This window comes from Photobacterium kagoshimensis (genome assembly GCF_050337045.1).
Taxonomy (GTDB): Bacteria; Pseudomonadota; Gammaproteobacteria; order Enterobacterales; family Vibrionaceae; genus Photobacterium; species Photobacterium kagoshimensis.
This window is the reverse complement of the sequence record NZ_JAKJSO010000011.1, coordinates 64434-84858: the sequence shown is the minus strand read 5'-3', so window position 1 is coordinate 84858 and position 20425 is coordinate 64434. Positions and strand designations below refer to the sequence as shown.

The 20425-nt window shown below is 43.6% G+C and carries 23 protein-coding genes; 11 read left to right on the top strand and 12 right to left on the bottom strand.

Annotated elements, in window-relative coordinates:
• Positions 1-421: 421 nt before the first annotated feature.
• On the top strand, positions 422-700 hold the full coding sequence (locus tag L4C35_RS08150) for a winged helix-turn-helix domain-containing protein (protein WP_428462419.1): 279 nt from the start codon (positions 422-424) through the stop codon (positions 698-700).
• 101 nt (positions 701-801) lie between these two features.
• On the opposite strand, the gene L4C35_RS08145 is transcribed toward L4C35_RS08150, so the two are convergent.
• The 3 genes from L4C35_RS08145 to narQ are packed head-to-tail and all read right to left on the bottom strand — an operon-like array spanning position 802 to position 3472.
• Entirely contained in the window at positions 802-1137 is a 336-nt protein-coding gene (locus L4C35_RS08145; RefSeq protein ID WP_428462418.1) for a DUF4156 domain-containing protein, read from the bottom strand.
• Positions 1138-1764 (bottom strand): response regulator, encoded by a 627-nt coding sequence (locus tag L4C35_RS08140; protein WP_428462417.1) that lies wholly within the window; start codon positions 1762-1764, stop codon positions 1138-1140. It lies immediately after the preceding gene.
• A gap of 10 nt (positions 1765-1774) precedes the next feature.
• Positions 1775-3472 carry a nitrate/nitrite two-component system sensor histidine kinase NarQ gene (gene narQ / locus L4C35_RS08135; RefSeq protein WP_428462416.1) on the bottom strand — a complete coding sequence of 566 codons (1698 nt, stop codon included), beginning with the start codon at positions 3470-3472 and terminating at the stop codon, positions 1775-1777.
• A gap of 320 nt (positions 3473-3792) precedes the next feature.
• Here narQ and napF point away from each other — a divergent pair, with 320 nt between their 5' ends.
• From napF to L4C35_RS08105, 6 genes are all read left to right on the top strand, one after another.
• A complete protein-coding gene (napF, locus tag L4C35_RS08130) occupies positions 3793-4284 on the top strand; it encodes a ferredoxin-type protein NapF (protein ID WP_428462415.1) in 492 nt (163 codons plus the stop codon).
• Between the two features lie 3 nt (positions 4285-4287).
• On the top strand, positions 4288-4560 hold the full coding sequence (locus L4C35_RS08125) for a chaperone NapD (RefSeq protein ID WP_428462414.1): 273 nt from the start codon (positions 4288-4290) through the stop codon (positions 4558-4560).
• Positions 4557-7046: a periplasmic nitrate reductase subunit alpha gene (napA, locus tag L4C35_RS08120; RefSeq protein ID WP_428462413.1), complete on the top strand. Its 2490-nt coding sequence runs from the start codon at positions 4557-4559 to the stop codon at positions 7044-7046. The genes L4C35_RS08125 and napA overlap by 4 nt, the downstream gene beginning before the upstream one ends.
• Before the next feature lie 77 nt (positions 7047-7123).
• Entirely contained in the window at positions 7124-7597 is a 474-nt protein-coding gene (locus tag L4C35_RS08115; RefSeq protein WP_428462412.1) for a nitrate reductase cytochrome c-type subunit, read from the top strand.
• 11 nt (positions 7598-7608) lie between these two features.
• Entirely contained in the window at positions 7609-8181 is a 573-nt protein-coding gene (locus tag L4C35_RS08110; protein WP_428462411.1) for a NapC/NirT family cytochrome c, read from the top strand.
• 20 nt (positions 8182-8201) lie between these two features.
• Complete coding sequence (locus L4C35_RS08105; protein WP_428462410.1) at positions 8202-8336, top strand: TIGR02808 family protein; 135 nt, start codon at positions 8202-8204, stop codon at positions 8334-8336.
• Positions 8337-8394: 58 nt separating this feature from the next.
• On the opposite strand, the gene L4C35_RS08100 is transcribed toward L4C35_RS08105, so the two are convergent.
• The 3 genes from L4C35_RS08100 to L4C35_RS08090 form a co-directional block, all read right to left on the bottom strand.
• Positions 8395-8607 carry a hypothetical protein gene (locus tag L4C35_RS08100; protein WP_428462409.1) on the bottom strand — a complete coding sequence of 71 codons (213 nt, stop codon included), beginning with the start codon at positions 8605-8607 and terminating at the stop codon, positions 8395-8397.
• A gap of 149 nt (positions 8608-8756) precedes the next feature.
• Positions 8757-9206: a DUF1499 domain-containing protein gene (locus L4C35_RS08095; protein WP_428462408.1), complete on the bottom strand. Its 450-nt coding sequence runs from the start codon at positions 9204-9206 to the stop codon at positions 8757-8759.
• A gap of 76 nt (positions 9207-9282) precedes the next feature.
• On the bottom strand, positions 9283-9618 hold the full coding sequence (locus L4C35_RS08090; RefSeq protein WP_428462407.1) for a DUF2956 domain-containing protein: 336 nt from the start codon (positions 9616-9618) through the stop codon (positions 9283-9285).
• Between the two features lie 460 nt (positions 9619-10078).
• Between L4C35_RS08090 and L4C35_RS08085 the strand changes: the two genes are divergently transcribed.
• The gene (locus tag L4C35_RS08085; RefSeq protein ID WP_428462406.1) at positions 10079-10540 is read left to right on the top strand and encodes a DUF2919 domain-containing protein; all 462 of its coding nucleotides are present in this window, start codon (positions 10079-10081) and stop codon (positions 10538-10540) included.
• 5 nt (positions 10541-10545) lie between these two features.
• Positions 10546-10950 carry a hypothetical protein gene (locus tag L4C35_RS08080; RefSeq protein ID WP_428462405.1) on the top strand — a complete coding sequence of 135 codons (405 nt, stop codon included), beginning with the start codon at positions 10546-10548 and terminating at the stop codon, positions 10948-10950.
• A gap of 15 nt (positions 10951-10965) precedes the next feature.
• Here the strand turns inward: L4C35_RS08080 and L4C35_RS08075 are convergent, their stop codons facing one another.
• Positions 10966-12564, bottom strand: a complete 1599-nt coding sequence (locus L4C35_RS08075; protein ID WP_428462404.1) for an ABC transporter substrate-binding protein — start codon at positions 12562-12564, stop codon at positions 10966-10968.
• A 165-nt stretch (positions 12565-12729) separates the two neighbouring features.
• On the opposite strand from L4C35_RS08075, the gene L4C35_RS08070 reads away from it, so the two are divergent.
• The gene (locus tag L4C35_RS08070) at positions 12730-13626 is read left to right on the top strand and encodes a Dyp-type peroxidase (protein WP_428462403.1); all 897 of its coding nucleotides are present in this window, start codon (positions 12730-12732) and stop codon (positions 13624-13626) included.
• A 186-nt stretch (positions 13627-13812) separates the two neighbouring features.
• On the opposite strand, the gene crr is transcribed toward L4C35_RS08070, so the two are convergent.
• The 5 genes from crr to cysZ form a co-directional block, all read right to left on the bottom strand.
• Complete coding sequence (gene crr / locus L4C35_RS08065; RefSeq protein ID WP_048898183.1) at positions 13813-14322, bottom strand: PTS glucose transporter subunit IIA; 510 nt, start codon at positions 14320-14322, stop codon at positions 13813-13815.
• Between the two features lie 43 nt (positions 14323-14365).
• Positions 14366-16093 carry a phosphoenolpyruvate-protein phosphotransferase PtsI gene (gene ptsI, locus L4C35_RS08060; RefSeq protein ID WP_428462402.1) on the bottom strand — a complete coding sequence of 576 codons (1728 nt, stop codon included), beginning with the start codon at positions 16091-16093 and terminating at the stop codon, positions 14366-14368.
• Between the two features lie 55 nt (positions 16094-16148).
• Complete coding sequence (locus tag L4C35_RS08055) at positions 16149-16406, bottom strand: HPr family phosphocarrier protein (RefSeq protein WP_048898185.1); 258 nt, start codon at positions 16404-16406, stop codon at positions 16149-16151.
• A 312-nt stretch (positions 16407-16718) separates the two neighbouring features.
• Complete coding sequence (cysK, locus tag L4C35_RS08050) at positions 16719-17687, bottom strand: cysteine synthase A (RefSeq protein WP_428462401.1); 969 nt, start codon at positions 17685-17687, stop codon at positions 16719-16721.
• A gap of 144 nt (positions 17688-17831) precedes the next feature.
• Positions 17832-18587, bottom strand: a complete 756-nt coding sequence (gene cysZ, locus L4C35_RS08045; protein ID WP_428462400.1) for a sulfate transporter CysZ — start codon at positions 18585-18587, stop codon at positions 17832-17834.
• A 459-nt stretch (positions 18588-19046) separates the two neighbouring features.
• On the opposite strand from cysZ, the gene zipA reads away from it, so the two are divergent.
• On the top strand, positions 19047-20408 hold the full coding sequence (gene zipA / locus L4C35_RS08040; protein WP_428462399.1) for a cell division protein ZipA: 1362 nt from the start codon (positions 19047-19049) through the stop codon (positions 20406-20408).
• The last annotated feature ends 17 nt before the right edge of the window (positions 20409-20425 follow it).

Genomic DNA, 20425 nt, shown 5'->3' with positions numbered 1-20425 from the left:
TTGGCTTTTGCTTATTGGTTACAGGCTTTTGGTATATGAAATGAATCAATAATAGGTGGCAGGTTAACCTGAGCTAACACGCTGTTATAGCGAAGCATTAGTACTAACTCGAGCAGGAGCTGATTGCAAAGTGAGCAATTTATTGCTGCGGTGAGTAAATGCTTACTTGTCGGGGATTAAAATGGTTGCAGAGAAATACGTTGAAAGTGTGATGGATGCCCATTTATAGGATGGAATTCACGGTAAACAGGCACGCATATTGATCAAACTCAACATGTCATTTTTGATTGTCGCAATAATGAGTACGCCTTGTTCATTCAAGGTGTCTGCCAAGGATATACCTATTTGAGTAGTTATTTGTGACCATGTTTAGCGACGATCGCTTCAGATGATTACTCAAATGAGTATTGTGGAGGTCTCAATGGAATTGAATCCAGTTTTTGCACGCCGCCTTTATTTGGCTTTATTAGTTGAACATATCGAACGTCCTAACGTTCCTAAATTGATCGAGAAAACGGGCTGGCCTCGTCGAACCATTCAGGATGTACTAAAAGCATTACCCGGTTTGGGTTTTGAATTGACCTTTATTCAAGATGGTAAGCGTCATAACGATGGCTACTATAAATTGAGTGATTGGGGCCCGTTTGATCCCGCGTGGGTTGAAGATCGTGAAACGGATTTAATCAGTGCGCTGGCCTAGCTTGTAAGCATTAGTGTTATCAAAAGAAAACCGCCTCTCGGCGGTTTTTTTGTTGCTGCTAAAGACTAAGCGCTGCAGGTGAAGTCTTACTGTGCTTCACCTTATTGCGTTGGCGGGCAGTAATAGGCGTTACCGATATAGGTAACAGAAGAAGCATAAGGTACGGGTTGTCCCAGCAAAACCGTATTCGCTCCAACTAATGCCGCTTGGTTTCGTAGCTGATTCAATGCGCCTTCTACTAGCGAGTCATTGGCAAGTAGCCAGAAGTTGTACCAAGACCCTTCTGAACCGACAAGTGTGGTTTTCAATTGGCATTGTTGGCTGGTGGCTTCTACATTCCAAACAATATCTACTTGCTTACCTTTTTCTGTTATAGAGCTTGTAGTACAACCACTTAAAGCTAATAGAGCTATGCCAAGTGCAAGGTACTGCTTCATTTATAGACCCTGTGATTCAAGGTAAAGCACGGTTGCTGCAGTACGTGATTTTACCTGCAGTTTCTTTAGCAAGCTCTTCATGTGTACTTTAACTGTCGCCTCTGAAATAAAGAGGGTATCGGCAATTTGCTTGTTACGGTGACCTTTGGCAACTTCTTGCAAAATTTGTGTTTCACGATCGGTCAGACTGTTGAGTAAGCAATCTTGCTCTAAATTATCGGTCAGGTACTCTTTAACTAAGCTACTGTAGGCCTTACCGCCGCACATGGCTTCTTTCAGTAAGCGAACCAGTTCATCGGGTTCGGTATCTTTGAGTAAGTAGCCATCAGCGCCTGCTTGGATCAATGTTTTCACATCGTTACGGCTATCTGAAACGGTCAAGACGACGATACTGCTTTCGATCCCTTCAGCACGCATGGTGTTTAAGGTGTCTAAACCTGACATCCCCTTCATATTAAGATCCAGTAGGATCAAGTCGGGTTCTTTTTCATGGGCGATACCGACAGCATCTGCACCATTACTTGCTTCTGCGACTAATTCAAAATCTGGTTCAAAACTGAGTAACTGGCCAATACCACGACGCATTAGCGGGTGGTCATCGACAATCATTACTTTCCAACACGTCATTTTATTATCCTTATGGCGTTAGCAAGAAGCTGAGTGTAACGCAGCAACCTTGCTCTGGCTCTGAGGTTATTGTTACTTCACCATTTAAGCGATCAGCCCGTTCAGCCATAATGGCTAGCCCGTAATGGTTGAGTTTTTCGTTACTTTGATCGAAGCCTAAGCCATCGTCACAGATCGTAATATTGACCTGCTCATCTTGTTGTTGGCAAGTAATGATGATTTCATCAGCTTGCGCATGTTTGATGGCATTCAATGTGGCTTCGCGGATCAACTGTAATAAATGCACTTGGCGGTGTGCGTTAAGATTAAGTGATGATAACTGATTATCGACAATGATCATCGCATCACTTTGCTCATCTAATGGCTTCATCATTTCAACCAGCGCTTCACCAAAATTGGCTTCTTTGATGGTTAAGCGAAAAGTGCTTAATAGCTCGCGTAGCTGGGTATATGCCCCAGATAGACCGTTATCTATCTCGGCAATAATTTGTTCCGCGTGCTCATGTTCTTGTTTGGCTAGTTGGCGCTTTAGTAATGTGACCTGAATCTTTAAATAAGACAGTGACTGCGCCAGCGAATCATGAAGCTCACGTGCAATGGTGGCACGTTCTTCCATTAATAGTAATTGATCTGCCTGCTTTTGAGCGCGGTTATAATAAATCCCCCGGCCTAATAGCCGAGCGACATTATCAATCAGTGCATGATCAGGGCAGGGTAATGTTTCTTGCCAGTGTAGTTGGCCCATGATTTGGCCATCAAGCATTAAGTCACGATGATGCCAATGACGTTCTGTGGCTATTCCTGAATCTGCCTTTATGACGGTCTCCGCGCCACTGTTTTCAGTAATTGTGAGAGTAACAGCAGTAAGCCCTTCAATCTCGACTAATGTATCGAGCATATTTTTGAAATTTTGAGCGGTTAAGCGAGTGACGGACAGCTCTTGAGAGCAATTATACAAAACTTGGAGCGATGCATTAGCATGGCGTAATCGGCGTGTTTTTTCATTCACCGACTGTTCTAAGTTTCGGTAATGTTTGCCAAGTTCTGCCGCCATCTTCGAGAAAGTACCCGCTAAAATGCCCAGTTCGTTGTCACTCTTTACATCCATTTTTACATCAAAGTCGCCGTTTTGTACTTGCTGGCTGGCTGTAACCAGTTGGTTCAGCGGGCTAACGATTTTCCGTTGGGTAAAGTGAATAGTAAACAGCGCTATTACTAAGATAAGGCTTAGACCGACCCCGCCTGTTATCGATAAAATTTGCAGCTTTATGACAGAAAATTCCTGAAGTTCAAACACGAACCTATCAATATTATCGACGAAGGTGGCAACTTCTTGTACGAAACGGGCTTCGTTCTCGATAGCCAGTGAGGGATTCAGGCTCTCCCAACGATCAATCAACTTGTAATAATGGCGTTGAATATCGCCAGGTACTGTCCAATGTTCAAGTGCAGCCATAGAAGGTGAGAATAGCGATTGTTCAAACTGATCGAGATGTTCATTGAAAAGTGGGGAGTCAGCTTGAATGTCATAGGCTAACCGATAGCTTTGCATCCGCAGTGAACCTGACACATTGATTGCCTCTGCATCATTCAAGCTAGATGCAAGTGTCAGCAAAGCAAAGCTAGTGGTGGCAATCGAGAGTAACAATATAGCCAACATGGCACGAGCAATGGTCGTTGTAACGGGCTTTTGTGGCCTATTCTGCACGCAGCATCCTTATGTTCTATTATTTTTAGTAGCGATTGATAACTGGTTAAAAAATCAACGATTCATTCGTTGGTGAAATTGTAAGCCAAATAGTGTGAGGGTTGTCATTTCAGTTTATTGATCCAAGACAAATAAAGTCGTTAATTAACCCTAACTGGGTATTTAAGCATTTGTTAATAGTTCTAGACTTGCCGTGAAGAATAATGAGTGATTATGAACAGTATCAAAGGTCGTTAATACCTATTACTACAAGGGTTGATTATTTTAGGCCAATATCTGTTCATCTTATTTCATAAAGTGCGTTTTTGAGGTAGCAATTGATGTTTGATCGTGGACGGCGAAACTTATTATCTCGACGTCGTACCCCAGCACTACCAAGGATGCCTTGGCTTGTTGATGAAGACACTTTCGTAGATAACTGCACACGATGCAACAAATGTCTTTCAGCCTGTGAAACCGAAATTATTGTAAAAGGCGATGGTGGATTTCCTACTATCGATTTTAACCAAGGTGAATGTACTTTCTGCACCCAGTGTGTAGATGCATGTCCAGAGCCGCTCTTTCGTCCTACAACGGAAGCCGCTTGGGATGTAAAGGCACGAATAGATCAGCAATGTTTAGCTCAAAGCAATGTTGAATGCCGAAGTTGTGGCGATATGTGCGAAGTACAAGCCATTCGATTTAAGTTACAGGCTGGTGGTGTTGCACAACCTGCTCTGGAATTGGATCTATGTAATGGCTGTGGTGCATGTGTGGCGACTTGCCCAACCTCTGCCATCACCATGGTGACCAGACAATTAGAAGAGAAATAGCGTATGGCGCTGGATGAAGTACATATCTCTAGTCTTGTAGTGCATGTCAAACCTGAGTCCCTAGCAGCAGTAAAAGCTCAGATTTTAGAGATGCCAAACACAGAAATACACGGCGAGAGTGAAGAAGGAAAAATCATTGTAGTACTTGAAACGGAAAACCAAGGCTACGTGACAGACACAATAGATAAAATCAATAATTTAGAAGACGTTTTAATCACTTTTTTAGTGTATCACCAAATTGAACACTTCGATTCGCAATCTGAGGACGACTCATGAAAATGACAAGACGTGCGTTTGTGAAAGCAAACGCGGCAGCATCAGCCGCTGCTGTTGCGGGTATTACCCTGCCTGCGTCAGCAACTAACCTAATCGTTAGCTCTGACCAAACTAAAATTAAGTGGGACAAGGCACCTTGTCGTTTTTGTGGTACAGGTTGTTCAGTACTGGTTGGTACACAGAATGGTCGAGTTGTGGCAACACAAGGTGACCCTGAAGCGCCAGTGAACAAAGGCCTGAACTGTATTAAAGGCTACTTCCTATCTAAGATCATGTACGGTAAAGATCGCCTGCAAACACCTATGCTGCGTATGACAGACGGTAAGTTTGATAAAAATGGTGACTTTGCGCCGATCTCTTGGGATCAAGCGTTCGACATCATGGCTGAAAAATGGAAAGCCGCACTGAAAGAAAAAGGCCCAACAAGTGTGGGCATGTTCGGTTCTGGCCAGTGGACAGTAATGGAAGGTTACGCCGCATCGAAAATGATGAAAGCGGGCTTCCGTTCTAACAACATTGATCCCAATGCCCGCCACTGTATGGCTTCAGCGGTAGGTGCGTTTATGCGTACTTTCGGTATCGATGAACCTATGGGTTGTTACGATGATTTTGAACACGCAGATTCCTTTGTGCTGTGGGGTTCAAACATGGCTGAGATGCACCCTGTTTTGTGGACACGTATTACTGACCGTCGTTTGAGTCATCCCCATGTTAAAGTAAACGTGCTTTCTACTTACTATCACCGCTCGTTTGAGTTGGCTGATAACGGCATGATCTTCGAACCACAAACTGACCTTGCTATTGCGAACTTCATTGCTAACTACATCATCCAAAACGATGCAGTGAACTGGGATTTCGTGACCAAGCATACGCACTTTAAGCGTGCAGAAACCGATATCGGTTATGGTCTGCGTGATGAGCACCCGCTACAGCAAAAAGCGGCACACGCAAACTCTGGCAAACTTCATCCGATGGACTTTGAAGAATATAAAGCTTCTGTTGCTGAGTACACGCTAGAGAAAGCATCAAAAATGTCAGGCGTTTCAGAAGCGAAACTGCTTGAGATGGCGAAACAATACGCTGATCCAAACACCAAAGTCATGTCGCTTTGGACTATGGGTATGAACCAACATACTCGTGGCGTGTGGATGAATAGCTTGGTGTACAACATTCACCTGCTAACCGGTAAAATCTCAACACCAGGTAACAGCCCATTCTCGCTAACGGGTCAACCATCAGCGTGTGGTACTGCACGTGAAGTGGGTACATTCTCACACCGTTTACCTGCTGATATGGTGGTTGCGAATCCTAAGCACCGCGCGATTGCTGAAGGTATTTGGAAGCTACCTGAAGGTACTATCCCACCCAAACCTGGCTACCACGCCGTGGTACAAGATCGTATGTTAAAAGACGGTAAGCTGAATGCTTACTGGGTAATGTGTAACAACAACATGCAAGCAGGTCCAAACATTAACGAAGAACGTCTACCGGGTTACCGTAACCCTGAAAACTTCATCGTATGTTCTGACCCATACCCAACAGCAACAGCACAAGCGTCTGACTTGATCTTACCAACAGCAATGTGGGTAGAAAAAGAAGGTGCTTACGGTAACGCAGAGCGTCGTACACAAGCTTGGTACCAACAAGTTGAAGCACAAGGTGATGCGAAATCTGACCTTTGGCAGCTAATGGAATTCTCTAAGCGCTTCAAAATTGAAGAAGTGTGGGGCGAAGAGCTACTTGCTCAGAAACCTGAATACCGTGGTAAAACCATGTACGAAGTACTGTTCCGTAATGGTCAAGTCGATAAGTTCCCGCTATCTGAAGCGCAAGAGCTGAACGATGATGCGAAAGCACAAGGCTATTACCTACAGAAAGGCTTGTTTGAAGAGTACGCGATGTTTGGTCGTGACCATGGGCATGACTTAGCACCGTACGATGTTTATCACCAAGTTCGCGGTCTACGTTGGCCGGTTGTTGATGGTAAAGAAACACAATGGCGTTTTGCTGAAGGTTCAGATCCATATGTACCTGCTGGTGAAGGCTTCCGTTTCTACGGTAAACCCGATGGTAAAGCGCTTATCATTTTCGCACCGTTTGAGCCTGCACCAGAAATGCCAGACAAAGAGTACGACATGTGGCTATGTACTGGCCGTGTTCTTGAGCACTGGCACACAGGTACGATGACACGTCGTGTTCCTGAGCTTTACAAAGCTGTACCTGATGCAGTGTGTTACATCCACCCAGATGATGCACAAGCACGCGGTCTACGCCGTGGTGATGAAGTGAACCTTGCTTCTCGTCGTGGTGAAGTTCGTTGTCGCGTTGAAACGCGAGGTCGTAACCGTCCGCCAGTTGGCTTGGTTTTCGTACCGTTCTTTGATGCACGTATTTTGGTTAACAAATTGATTCTAGATGCAACTGACCCGCTGTCTAAACAGACAGACTTCAAGAAGTGTCCAATTAAGATTACTAAAGTCGCGTAATTGATAAGCCAATCCTGCTCCTTGCAAAAGGGGCAGGAGATTAGCCTCAAATTTAGCCATTATAGGCGGAGAAAAGAATGAAACGATTAATGCTTGCCCTTATGACGGTAGGGCTTTTTTTCACAGGTATTGCGCACAGTAACGATGCTCAGTTTGAGCGCGGTATTGGCGGAGTGGAATCACTTCGCGGTGCAAGTGAACTTGAAACAACACGTCCTGCTGATGATTTTAAGCGTTATCCGCGTGACCAAGGTGTCATCGATAGCGATTACGTTTATCAGCCACCACTTATTCCACATACTATTCGCAACTACGAAGTATCACTAAATGCGAATAAATGTTTATCGTGTCATAGCTGGAAGAATGCAAAAGAAATGGGCGCAACAAAAATTAGTGTAACCCACTATGAGACCCGTGAAGGCCAAGTACTTTCAGATGTATCGCCTCGTCGTTACTTTTGTCAGCAGTGCCACGTTCCCCAAGCTGATGCTAAGCCTTTAGTTGGCAACACCTTTGAGCGTGTTGATGCATTACGCGACAGCGTGGAATAAAAGGGGCATTTATGAACATATTAAAGGCGTTTTGGCGCCGAATGACATCACCAAGTAAGGTGGCTGTTGGTTTAGTGTTGTTTATGGGTTTTATTGGTGGTTTAGCTTTCTGGGGCGCGTTTAACACCGGCATGGAAGCGACAAACACCGAAGAGTTCTGTTCTGGTTGTCACGCGCCGATCGTTAAAGAGATCCGCGAAACCATTCACTACTCTAACCGTTCGGGCGTACGTGCCATTTGTTCTGACTGTCACGTACCACATAATTGGACGGATAAAATTGTTCGTAAAGTACAGGCATCAAAAGAACTTGTTGCTTTTGCGATGGGCACCATAGGTACCGAAGAAAAATTCCAAGCGCGTCGAGGCCACTTGGCTCACCGTGAATGGAAACGTATGAAAGATAACGACTCGCAAGAGTGTCGTAACTGTCATAACTTCGATTACATGGACTTCTCAGAGCAAGGCCCTCGCAGTGTTAAACAGCACTCGACCGCATTGGCTTCAGGCGATAAAACATGTGTAGACTGTCACAAAGGTATTGCACATAAACTGCCTGACATGAAAGATGTTGAAGGCTGGTAATAACTAAGGGGTAAATAGCAATGAGTACTTTAGAGTCGATTATCTGGCACGTACTTGGTTATGCCGCAATGCCTGTAATCATCTTATCTGGCTTTGCTGTGGTTGCCGCTATCTCAATTTGGTTGTTGTCTTTAGGTAAAGATAAGAACGCTTGATAGCATAGTATCTGCTTATAAAACCACGTCATTTGGCGTGGTTTTTTTATGGCTGCCATTATGGGTGAACATGGGGTGGTTGTGTGGTAGATATACGCTTAAACAGCCCAATAACAAGAAGCATAATCCAGACGGTATAAAGCGGTAGCCACGCTAAAATGAAATGCGCCACATTCAAGGCGTCATGGTTAAGCCAAATTTCGCCTAGATGCAGCATCGCCATTAGGAGTAAACCAATAAAGCTAAAAACAAGAAATGTTGGTCGATCCATGATGAGCTCCATCTAAATATGTTGATGGAAATACTATAGATCTAAATGAGAATTATTACCAACCCGTTTTTGATAAATCTGTTTTTGCTAAACCTGTCTAATAAATAAATGCTCTGCATCGAATGGGGCGGTATCAGCAAGTACGCCCCCTAATCGATAAGCAGCTTCGCTTGGCGTAATTGCTCTCTAAATGTATCAGCACGTTCACGGTTAACGCCAAAATCAGAGTAGCCCGTCCGGGACTCTGAGCGAACTTGTAGCTGGCTACCTACTTGGTGAATTTCAAAATCATCAACAAACTTAAATACGCTGCTGACACATTCGACGCGAATATACTGCTGAGATCGTGCGCCTAATCGAGCCCCTGGCAAGGCTAAAGCAATTTCTTCAATCTGCGGCCAATTGCTGCTGCCCGCTTCTGACAGGTTAAATGCCTCTAATTGGTACTCAGCGCGCTCATCAGAGGTCGAGACACAATTAGGCTTATCGTTGCAAGGTAAGCCAGTACGGTTATCTATGTTGATGCTATCGGCATTAGAGCAAGCTTGCAGTAATACTGTGACTGCGAGCAGAGGGAATAGAACTGCGTTCTTTTTCATACTGATCCTTGTCGTGACATTGACTAACGAAACGCGATTAGAGTAGATATACAGCGTTAGCGCTAACTTCTTGATATTACCCTAGCAGATAGAAACCAAATACACCCCATGAGGCAAGCAGTAATACCCAAGGTAGCCAATGTTGCTTATATTCAACCTGTGTTGTTGAAGTCTCTTCTGTTTTTACTTCTGACGTATTATTACTTTTAACCTGCTTTTTTCTCAACTTATCGCGTTCGCGAGCTTTAGACTTTTGCTGTTTTTTATACTGCTCTATGCCTTTCTGGATACCTTGAGCAATTAATTTAGTCTGCTCTTTGGTTTGGCCTGTCTTTTGTGTCGCACGGGCAATTTTTAAGGCTTCATCTTGGGTTTCTTGCGACGGTGTGTGGCGTTGCTTTGCGTTATTCATTGAAATCCATGCTGTTAGTTTTCATAAACGCAATTATACGTGAATTTTCATGGGATAGGGGGACGCTGGACATTAGAGAATATTTTGTGATTATGTAAGAAAGTTTCAACAAATTAATGCCGGTGTAATTTCTGTTAATTTGAATGATTGTTTTTCTAAGTGTATGAATTTAAAGTGCTATGTTGGTAATCGGTTTGTGTTTTATTCTTAAATTATAAATCTGTTACTTATGTCTAAAATTCATTTTTATTGAAAGTTTTACTCAAAATCTGTGATCTAAGCTACAACTTATTCAGTGAAAGAGTGCGATGCCCCACAGAATTGCAAAAGTAAGGTTTTTATTTGTACTGGATAATTTAAGGTGCTACGACAAACTTAATGTTGGGTTGAATATAGAGCACCGCGCCACCATAGCTTAGACATAGGTATAGAAAGACACCCGTGGTAAGTAGGAGTAATTTTGCGGTATTCATTTAGTGCTTATGATGAGCATGGGTTATTAAAGCCTTCCCCAATGTTATGGTTAGCTCTAGCGTTCAGTGCTAAAGCTTGGATTGTGTTTGTGATGGCAGGAGCCAGTCGTCAGCAAGGATCACAGCTGCTCACTCTATTCTATCCATTAAAAGAAAGCCTCTATGTTGGTCTGCTGTTAGGGTTACCAAGCCTACTGTTAGCTTGGCTAAGCGGACAAAGACATAAGCATAATAAAATAAGCAGTTATATATGGCGGCACGGAAAACTATTATTACTCGCCGCTTATTTGTCAGATTGTTTATTGCAAACGTATCACTTGTTCATGACACAGGGTGTGTTTAGTTGGCCAAATGGTGTGATGATTGTTATCACGGCTTGGCTCACTATGTATTTGCTCAGAAGCACGCGTGTGAAGAATACTTTTGCCGATAAACCTGTAGAGAGGTAAAGCAAATGAATGAATGGAGCAAAGGGCTTGTCCTTTTCAGTGCATTATTAAGTCCGTTAGCAATGGCTGACTGGCTATTAGATGTGAATTTTGAATTAACGGGTGCAGACAGTAAGCAAACCGTTAATACATCACTGTCCCTGTTACCGGGTGAAGAAACCGTATTTTTTGATACAGATGACCAAGGCACAACACGTAGAGAACTTGTTGGTAGTGCTGAGCTATTGGAAGTATCGGCTGAAGAGTTGAAGATTGCCTTTAAAGTGCAAGAGCGCTTAGATGATGGCGGTTGGAGAACGATTATTGCACCAACCTTATCAACTGGGTTGAATGCACCTGCATCGTTTGAATCTATTGATGACAGCGCCAATCAGCAAGTGAAATTACAGATTGAAGTGACATCGGTATAAAGCGCTTACTCGCGCCTAAATTGCTTCTTCAAAGCGCTCCTGACGGGAGCGTTTTTTATTGCCATACATCTGGCTGTCAGCACGTGAAAGAAAATACTCAGGTGTGTCACCATCACGGTAATAGGTCACCCCAATACTGGCACCTATGGATACGGTGTTACCTCCGATAATAAAAGGTTTTTCAGCTTGCTCCGTGATTTTAGCGATTAACTTATCGGCGTCATCAGCGCTTGATTTGGTCATTAATATGATAAATTCATCACCCGCTAAGCGAGCAAAAAACGCAGAGCCTCGCAATAAACCGTTAATTCTGAAGCAAAACTGTTGTAACACTCGATCACCGGTTTGATGACCAAAGCTATCATTGACGTTTTTGAAGTTGTCGAGATCGATAAAGAGCAAGGCGGGCGGCGATTGTTGAATGGCTTTGTTATTAATAGTTTTATGTAGCGTTTCTATTAATGCGTATCGATTGGCGACACCAGTAAGCATGTCCTTACGAGCGATTGTTTCTGCTTTTTTCTCTGATTGGATACGCCTATTGATCTCTTGCTTGAGCTTATGATTGATCCACGAGTAATACCCAACAGCGGCTAAGCAGATGATAAAAAGTACTGTGACAACCTCAAGCCACGGCTCAAGCGAATGGGGAGGATTTTGTTCTTGCAGAGGAAAAATGAACTGCGCGTCGATGTGGGTCGAAGGGATAATATCAAGCTGATATAGCTCATCGGCGATATATTGCCAGCGCGATAGGTTCATGTGGCCCAGCTCGACCAGTTCAGGCATGATCATTGACTTACTGGCTAGCAGCTCACTGTATAAGAAAGCGCGACTTTTGCCTGTATTGTATGTCTCCAATACATCTAGTGTTTCGGAGGGGTTATTAAGGGCATATTCCCAACCTTTTAAGCTGGCAGTGCGAAAGGCTGTAACAACATGTGGGCGCTTAGTAACAAGATCTTGGTGCGTGAAAATGATGTCACTATAAAAATACACGCCATAGTCGGTAGGATCAAAGATAGTTGTTTCTATCGCCTGCTGATTTAATAAGAAAGGTTCATTGGTAAGATAGCCACTATAGGCATCCACTCTATTTGTGATTAAATCGTTGATGTTAGTTGTGGTTTTTATTTGCTGAAAATCATTAATGCCCACCCCATTTTTGGTCAGCATGGCAATAATCTCAGCGTCTTCATTGCCACTAAACATCATAATTCGCTTATCTACCAACTGTTTAATCGAGCTGATCTGTTGGTCAGTTTTGGTGATTAAGACAGAAGGGGAGCGCTGATAAATATTCGCTAGTGCAACAAGTGGTAAGCCTTGGCTATAAGCAACCAGCACCTCAGTGTTACCCACGCCAAAATCGGCCTCATGAGCTAACACCGAGCCCAAAGCGCTCTTGCCCTTTCCCCCTGGCTCAATAACAACATTAAGTCCCGCATCTTGGTAGAAACCACGTTCTTTTGCCATATAAAATCCCGCAAACTCGGCTTGGTGCAACCAGCGTAACTGTAAAGTAACAGTTTCGGTTGCACCGTAGCTTGCGCTAGTAAATATGGCTAGTAAGAGTAATATGGTAGTTTGAATGTGGTTCAAAATATGAAACATCGTTAGTTGTTAGAAAGCCGTGAGTAATATATGTAAAACCAGTCATTCATGTAAAGGTTTTATCACTGCCAATGTGATGGCTGACTGTGTTCTAGAAGTTATTGATAATTGGCTTTATAATCAACAATTAAGAATGTCTTAGTTATAAATATTCGGGAGATTAATATGTCTATCGCTCAGCCTGCAATAATCCCAGATGCAGGCCCATTTGCGCTGTATGTTGTCATGAAAGTGATTGGTGACAAACAAGCTGTACTTGAGCAATGTCAACGCCTTCATTCTGTTGTTGAAAGCCTGAATACACAACAGATTGATGCAAACTTACGTGCAAGCGTGGCGTTTGGTAAAGCTTTTTGGACATCGCTTGATCGAGGTTGCCCTGAAAACTTTGATGACTTTGAAGTGTTAGGACAAGGAGATATTGTCGCGCCAGCAACAGGCGGCGATATTTTGCTACATGTAAATGCAAGCCGTCATGACCTTAACTTTTACCTACTACGTCAGTTCCTATCACCTATCGCCGCTGATGTGGAAGTGATGGATGAAACTTACGGATTCAAATACCTCGATTCTCGTGATATGACTGATTTTATCGATGGTACTGAAAACCCGAAAACTGATGAAGCACGCCAAGATGTCGCTTTGATTAAAGAGGGCGATTTTGCTGGTGGTAGTTTTGTGATGGTACAGCGTTTTGTCCACAATCTACCAGCTTGGAGTCGCTTGAACATTGCGGCACAGGAAAAAGTGATTGGCCGTACCAAACCTGATTCTATTGAGCTAGACGATGTACCTGCTCAGTCTCACGTTGGCCGTGTAGATATTAAAGAAGAAGGTAAAGGGCTTAAAATTGTTCGCCACAGCCTACCTTACGGCTCTGTAACTGGCGATCATGGTTTACTGTTTATTGCTTACTGTCATACTCAGCACAACTTTAAAGCGATGCTAGAGAGTATGTACGGTAAAACAGACGGTAAAACAGACCAAATGCTACGTTTTACTTCTGCGGTAACCGGTGCTTATTTCTTTGCACCATCAGCAGAAATGCTAGCAGGTTTATAGTTGTGAGTTGCTTAGTGTAACGAGGAGGTCTCGTCGTTAGACTGGCAGAGCAATGTAAGAAGCGAAGATACTGATACCTATTTGGATAAGTAGCTTCGCTTTTTTGTATCTGCAATGTATTTGAGCATAGCTCAGAAACAAAAACGCCACCCGAAGGTGGCGTTTTTATTTAAGATTTAAACAATCTTATTTCTTGATGCGTAGAACTGGAGTTTCACCCACAGTTGTCGCACCAGATAGCTTGTTCAACTCTTTGATTTCGTCCATGTTAGAAATAACAACAGGCGTTAGAGTTGATTTAGCTTTCTCTTCAAGAAGCGCTAGATCGAATTCGATGATAGTGTCGCCAACTTTAACAGATTGACCTTCTTCAGCGATGCGAGTAAAGCCTTCACCTTTAAGTTCAACAGTATCGATACCGAAGTGAACGAAAAGCTCGATGCCGTCGTCAGATTCGATAGAGAAAGCGTGGTTAGTTTCGAAAATTTTACCGATAGTACCGTTTACTGGTGCAACCATCTTGTTGCCAGCAGGTTTGATAGCGATACCGTCACCAACGATTTTTTCTGCAAATACTACATCTGGCACGTCTTCGATGTTTACGATTTCGCCAGATAGTGGAGCAATGATTTCAATTGCACCAGCTTCGCTGCTATCGTCAGAAACCAGCTTCTTTAGTTTGTCAAACAGACCCATATTGTTGCTCCTAAGCGTTGTTATTTTACCTGTGACTATTCTATTAGCACATGGTCTTTTCTGCGATGAATTTTTCTACGTGGGCTTCGATCTCAGCCGCAGTAGGTAGAGCAAGTGCATGCTCAGCCATTGCTTTTACATCAGCAAAGTTAGCGTTACGGATAACTTTCTTGATGCGAGGAATCGAAATAGCACTCATGCTGAACTCGTCTAGACCCATACCAAGAAGAAGTAGGGTTGCACGCTCATCACCTGCTAGCTCACCACACATACCTGTCCACTTACCTTCTTTGTGAGAAGCATCGATAACTTGCTTGATCACGGTAAGTACTGCAGGTGATAGTGGGTTGTAAAGGTGAGAAATCATCTCGTTACCACGGTCAACTGCTAAAGTATACTGGGTTAAGTCGTTTGTACCAATGCTAAAGAAGGCAACTTCTTTTGCTAAGTGGTGTGCAATTGCAGCTGCTGCTGGCGTTTCAACCATAACACCGATTTCGATGTCTTCGTCAAACGCAAGTTCTTCAGCGCGTAACTCTACTTTGTATTCTTCGATTGCGGCTTTCAGTTCGCGGATTTCCTCAACAGAGATAATCATTGGGAACATGATACGGATTTTACCGTGAGCCGATGCACGTAGAATAGCACGTAGTTGGTCGCGAAGAATTTGACGACGGTCTAAGCTGATGCGAATTGCACGCCAACCCAAGAATGGGTTCATTTCTTTAGGAAGATCTAGGTAAGGAAGATCTTTATCACCACCGATATCCATAGTACGGATAATCACTGATTCACCGTGCATAGCTTCAGCAACGTCTTTGTAAGCTACGTATTGCTCTTCTTCTGTCGGAAGTGCATCACGGTCCATAAATAGGAATTCTGTACGGTACAGACCAACGCCTTCACCGCCGTTACGGTTAACGCCGTCACAGTCTTTAACTGTACCAATGTTACCGCAAACCTCTACTTGCTTGCCGTCAAGCGTGATAGCAGGTAGATCTTTCAGTTTTGCTAGTTCTTCTTTTTCAGCTAGGTATTCGTCGCGAGTTGCTTTGAATTGCGCTAGTTCGTCTTCAGAAGGGTTGATAACAATTTTGTTATTGATACCGTCTAGCATTAGCATGTCGCCGTTTTGCACTTTAGCTGTAATATCGTTAGTACCAACGATAGCTGGAAGCTCTAGTGAACGCGCCATGATAGAAGTGTGAGATGTACGACCACCGATGTCTGTGATGAAACCTAGCACGTAATCAAGGTTAATTTGTGCTGTTTCAGATGGTGTTAAGTCGTTAGCAACAAGGATAACTTCCTCGTTGATCGCGCTTAGGTTAACAACGTTAATGCCTAGTGCGTTTTTAACAAAACGTGTACCGATATCACGGATATCTGTTGCACGTTCTTTTAGGTATTCGTCATCTAGTGATTCTAGCGTTACCGCTTGCTCTTCAATGATAGAGTGAATCGCGAAATCAGCTGATGCGTTGTTTTCTTTAATGAAGGCTATGATTTCTTCTTCAAGCTCCTCATCTTCAAGCAACATGATGTGACCTTCAAAGATCGCTTCTTTCTCTTCACCAAAGGTGACACGTGCTTTTTCTTTGATTACTTCTAGTTGCTCAGCAGATTTTTTTCGAGCGTCGAAGAAACGTTGAATTTCGTTTTCGATCTGGTCTGCAGGGATTGAAGATTTGTTTAGGACAATCTCGTCTTCTTGCAGTAGTAGTGCTTTACCAAAAGCAATACCAGGAGATGCCAGGATACCTGAAATCATAACCTTACCTTAATTTGTTCTATAAAAACTAGGGACTTAACGAATTACTTGCAACTTAGTGCAGTGTATCCATTAGAGCAACAAGGTGGTCAACTGCTTCTTGAGCTTGTGCGCCTTCAGCAGAAATTGTTACTAAAGTACCTTTTACTAGGCCTAGAGTTTGTAGTTTGAATAGGCTTTTCGCGCTTGCGCTTTTACCGTTAGAAGTAACTGTAATGTCAGCGTCGAATGCTTTCGCTTCTTTTACGAATTGCGCTGCTGGACGAGTGTGTAGGCCGTTTTCTGCAGTGATTTCAACTTGCTTCTGATACATTTTTCACCCCGATATTTGAAATATTATGTAATCTTTGCGTAAAAATATTTTAGCTTATAGTGACTGAGATGGTTTGTTTATCTCGATGAATAAATTAACCAACTGCGCGTCATAATTGCTTAATCCAAGTCAAAGTTTGATGAGTTATTTTGCCTTGGTCACATCAAATGGACTGTTTTGTGTCCTTTTATTTTGATGCTAAAAATAAAACGCATCGGTTTTATAGTAAAACCGCGTTTAAAAAGCAACAAAAAAGCCCCTCGAGGGGGCTTTTTTCGTCAACAAACTGTCATGATTCACTTAAAAGTGTGATCACTGTTGGGTTTCTTTTTCTGTGAAGATACCCGCAAATAATGCTGTCGATAGGTATCGCTCACCTGAACTAGGTAGGATCACAACGATATTTTTATCTGCATATTCTGGACGCGAAGCGATGTTATTGGCAGCGACAACCGCCGCACCTGATGAAATACCCGCCAGAATACCTTCTTCTTTCATAAGGCGTTGCGCCATTTCAATCGCATCGTCTGAACTTACAAGCTCAACTTCGTCAATAAGGTCTAATTCAAGGTTGCCAGGAATGAATCCTGCGCCAATCCCTTGGATTTTATGAGGTGCCGGTTGAACCGCATCGCCATTAAGTACTTGAGTAATCACAGGTGATTCACTTGGCTCAACGGCAACGGTTGTAATTGCTTTACCTTTGGTTTGCTTAATGAAGCGACTCACGCCCGTTAGCGTACCACCCGTACCTACACCAGAAACAAAGACATCAATTTCACCATCGGTGGCGTCCCAGATCTCTGGGCCTGTGGTTTTCTCATGAATTTCTGGGTTGGCAGGGTTATTGAATTGCTGAAGCAATAGGTAGTGGCTCGGGTTTGAGGCAACAATTTCTTCGGCTTTTTCAATCGCCCCTTTCATGCCTTTAGCTGCCTCTGTTAGTACGAGGTTTGCACCAAGGGCTTTGAGTAGCTTACGGCGTTCTAGGCTCATGCTTTCAGGCATAGTTAGCGTGAGTTTATAGCCTCGCGCAGCTGCAACGTACGCAAGGGCAATACCTGTATTACCAGAGGTAGGCTCTACCAGCTCAATACCTTCTTTTAGGGTACCTTTTTTCTCTGCATCCCAAATCATGTTTGCGCCGATACGGCATTTCACACTGAAGCTAGGGTTGCGTGCTTCAATTTTTGCTAACACCTTGCCATTACTGACACGATTCAAGCGAACCAGTGGAGTGTTGCCAATAGTAAGCGTGTTATCTTCGTAAATTTTGCTCATGAGTGCCGTTCCTTCGTAACAGGTTTCAACTTAAGACACATTAAGCATAACCTTGTTGCCGTATTTGCAAAGGAATAAATCGTTATATCTTATTGTTATAAAAAGTATAACGATCCATCGCTCTTTGAAATTAGCTGCGCTGACTTAACGGTAGTCTTTACGGTAATGATCAACCCACATTGCAGTGGCACCACATACGGCAATAGGCATTACAAACAAATTGAGAATAGGGGTCATGGTAAATAGCATCACTAGGCTACCAAAACTTAATGATTTACCGCGTTTAACTTTTAGGGCATCGCGCATCGATACGAAGGGCACTTTATGATTATCAAACGGGTAGTCGGCGTATTGAATTGTCATCATCCACGCGCTGAAGAGGAACCACAGCACAGGGCCAACTGTCTGACCTATAGCTGGGATCCACAATAAAATCAGTAACCCCAGCGCCTTAGGAAGGTAGTACTTTAGCTTTATCCATTCGCGGTGCATGATGCGAGGAACATCTTTAAGTAAGTCTTTTACGCTGGCATCAGGCAACTTCTCGCCCGTTAGCTTGGCTTCTAATTGTTCCGCTAATAGGCCGTTAAAGGGGGCGGCAATCCAGTTGGCTATGGTACTAAAGAGATAAGAGAAAGTTACTAAAGTCGCAATAGCAAGCAAAGGCCAAAGCAAGTAGCTTAACCAGTCTAACCATTCTGGTAACATCGCTAGCCACCCAGTAATCCACTGGTCGAGTTGAGAAAGGACAAAACCAAAAGCACTACCAAATAGAATGATGTTGACCAAAAGGGGCATCAGGACAAAACGGCGAGTACCTGGCTCTAATGCCAGCGATAATCCGCGAAAGAAATAGCCCGCACCGCTGATAGGGTCTTTAATTGGTGAGTGTGTTTGCATATCTGCTCCTGTTGAGGCTCGTCATTGTGAAAGAAACAAAAGAGGTTGAGCCAAACAACATGTTAACGAGGAGTAGCGCTGATAAGCAAATATTCGATCTTTTGTTAGCGCCTATCGCTAAATACCAACCCACCACTTAGCTTGAAAAATAACCAAAAGTGCGCTCAAAGGCACGATATTTGATGATTCTACGGTTAGAAGTTCTCATTATTTAGTGAGTTTTGGTAGAGTAAAGCAACCAGCATGTATTCTTTACCTCAGTCATTGGGTTGCCAGACTGACGGAAAGGTAAAGCTTAAAGTAATAAGTTGTGATCTTTATTACGCTCTGTCAATGTCAGTGTGCTAATACGTAATGTTGGATTGAGTTAGTCTCTGAGTATGGTATTACTTAGGTCTAGCGAATACATGTTTAACACGTTACCCCGATTGGGTTAACAAGCTAATTTCAGAGTATTGTATGCAGGAATTGCGTCTGGTTCTTATTATTGTTGGTGCGCTGATGATCTCCGCGCTATTGTTGCATGGCCTTTGGACAAGTCGAAAAGAAAAACCGACTAAGTTTGGTGATAAACCAAAGCCAGTGGGTAAACTTGATGGTCAAAAGTCGCTTGATAATGAAGGTTTTGATCAAGATGGTGTCGGCGCTGTTCGCGTTAAAGGTTTCGAAACGGAAGAATCTGCACCTTATTTCCAGTCGGAACCTGCCAAAGCTGGCTCGGTTAACTTCGGTGACAAAATCGAAGCCGACCCTTTGTTAGACACACCTGCACCGGCAGTCAGTCACCATAGTAATGCCAATGATCTTCCTGTGATGTCTGCGAAATCCGCTCCTGAATTTACGGAAGTTGCTCCGCAGGCGACGCTCACACCTGCATCTCAAGTTGCAAGTCAAACCGTCGCGCCACAGCCTGCCCCTGCTCAACAAGCCGCAGTACAGCCTGCACCAGTGCAACAGGTTCAGGCAACTGAGCCTGAAGTGACGACGCATAACCAACATATTGCGCCTCAACCCGCTCAGCAACCAGTAACCTCGCAGCCAGCCACCCCCAAAGCAAATAAAGACAATGAGCCAGGTTTAGGCAACCTTGATATTGTGACGGGTTCTGCGGATGTGATTCAGCAGCAACCGGTCGAAAATAGCCAACCAGCGCCTATTGCTCAGCCTGTTACAGCGACAACTACGGCTATTGATACTTCACCAGATGCTGTTGCAGAGCCCGCGCTAGATACCAACACTGTGATTGTTTCTGAGACTGAAATTGCAGCTCAAGTTGCACCACAGCAAGAAGCTCCCGTTCTAGAACCTTCACCTGAGCCCGTTGTTGAAGAAACTGTTGTTGAACAGCCAGTTGAAAACGTGGTTGAGCCTGAGCCAGAAGTTACTATACCTGAGCCTGCGCCACTAGAGCGCTCTTACATCGCTTTAAATATTCATGCGCGTAAGGGTGAATTACTTCGAGGCATGAAATTATTCAATAGTCTTGAGCAAAATGGTTTAATTTTTGGTGAGAACTCGGTTTATCACCGTCATGCAGATAAAGCGGGTTTAGAGCCTGTTATTTTCTCTGTGACCAACATGGTACAGCCTGGTAATTTCCCACAGCAGGATATCGAAAACTTCGAAACCCCTGGTATTGCCTTCTACCTAATGCTGCCATGCCACGGCCGTGCTGATTTGAACTTCAATATGATGTTGCAAACGGTTCAGCAAATTGCGGATGAGTTAAGTGCCGATGTACTCGATCAAGAGCGTAATATGATCACGCCTTATCGGATCTCAGAATACCGTGAGAAAGCGAAGTTCTACACCCAAGGTTAGTGACTTGAGTGTTACCC

Bases quoted from the DNA above. Each gene is read 5' to 3' on its own strand.
- L4C35_RS08075 (WP_428462404.1), bottom strand. From the start codon at position 12,564: ATGTTTCATATTTTGAACCACATTCAAACTACCATATTACTCTTACTA.
- ptsI (WP_428462402.1), bottom strand. From the start codon at position 16,093: ATGATTTCAGGTATCCTGGCATCTCCTGGTATTGCTTTTGGTAAAGCA.
- L4C35_RS08055 (WP_048898185.1), bottom strand. From the start codon at position 16,406: ATGTATCAGAAGCAAGTTGAAATCACTGCAGAAAACGGCCTACACACT.
- L4C35_RS08070 (WP_428462403.1), top strand. From the start codon at position 12,730: ATGTCTATCGCTCAGCCTGCAATAATCCCAGATGCAGGCCCATTTGCG.
- zipA (WP_428462399.1), top strand. From the start codon at position 19,047: ATGCAGGAATTGCGTCTGGTTCTTATTATTGTTGGTGCGCTGATGATC.
- napF (WP_428462415.1), top strand. From the start codon at position 3,793: ATGTTTGATCGTGGACGGCGAAACTTATTATCTCGACGTCGTACCCCA.
- L4C35_RS08125 (WP_428462414.1), top strand. From the start codon at position 4,288: ATGGCGCTGGATGAAGTACATATCTCTAGTCTTGTAGTGCATGTCAAA.
- L4C35_RS08090 (WP_428462407.1), bottom strand. From the start codon at position 9,618: ATGAATAACGCAAAGCAACGCCACACACCGTCGCAAGAAACCCAAGAT.
- L4C35_RS08110 (WP_428462411.1), top strand. From the start codon at position 7,609: ATGAACATATTAAAGGCGTTTTGGCGCCGAATGACATCACCAAGTAAG.
- L4C35_RS08140 (WP_428462417.1), bottom strand. From the start codon at position 1,764: ATGACGTGTTGGAAAGTAATGATTGTCGATGACCACCCGCTAATGCGT.
- crr (WP_048898183.1), bottom strand. From the start codon at position 14,322: ATGGGTCTGTTTGACAAACTAAAGAAGCTGGTTTCTGACGATAGCAGC.
- L4C35_RS08105 (WP_428462410.1), top strand. From the start codon at position 8,202: ATGAGTACTTTAGAGTCGATTATCTGGCACGTACTTGGTTATGCCGCA.
- L4C35_RS08145 (WP_428462418.1), bottom strand. From the start codon at position 1,137: ATGAAGCAGTACCTTGCACTTGGCATAGCTCTATTAGCTTTAAGTGGT.
- L4C35_RS08080 (WP_428462405.1), top strand. From the start codon at position 10,546: ATGAATGAATGGAGCAAAGGGCTTGTCCTTTTCAGTGCATTATTAAGT.
- L4C35_RS08150 (WP_428462419.1), top strand. From the start codon at position 422: ATGGAATTGAATCCAGTTTTTGCACGCCGCCTTTATTTGGCTTTATTA.
- L4C35_RS08100 (WP_428462409.1), bottom strand. From the start codon at position 8,607: ATGGATCGACCAACATTTCTTGTTTTTAGCTTTATTGGTTTACTCCTA.
- cysK (WP_428462401.1), bottom strand. From the start codon at position 17,687: ATGAGCAAAATTTACGAAGATAACACGCTTACTATTGGCAACACTCCA.
- napA (WP_428462413.1), top strand. From the start codon at position 4,557: ATGAAAATGACAAGACGTGCGTTTGTGAAAGCAAACGCGGCAGCATCA.
- L4C35_RS08115 (WP_428462412.1), top strand. From the start codon at position 7,124: ATGAAACGATTAATGCTTGCCCTTATGACGGTAGGGCTTTTTTTCACA.
- cysZ (WP_428462400.1), bottom strand. From the start codon at position 18,587: ATGCAAACACACTCACCAATTAAAGACCCTATCAGCGGTGCGGGCTAT.
- L4C35_RS08095 (WP_428462408.1), bottom strand. From the start codon at position 9,206: ATGAAAAAGAACGCAGTTCTATTCCCTCTGCTCGCAGTCACAGTATTA.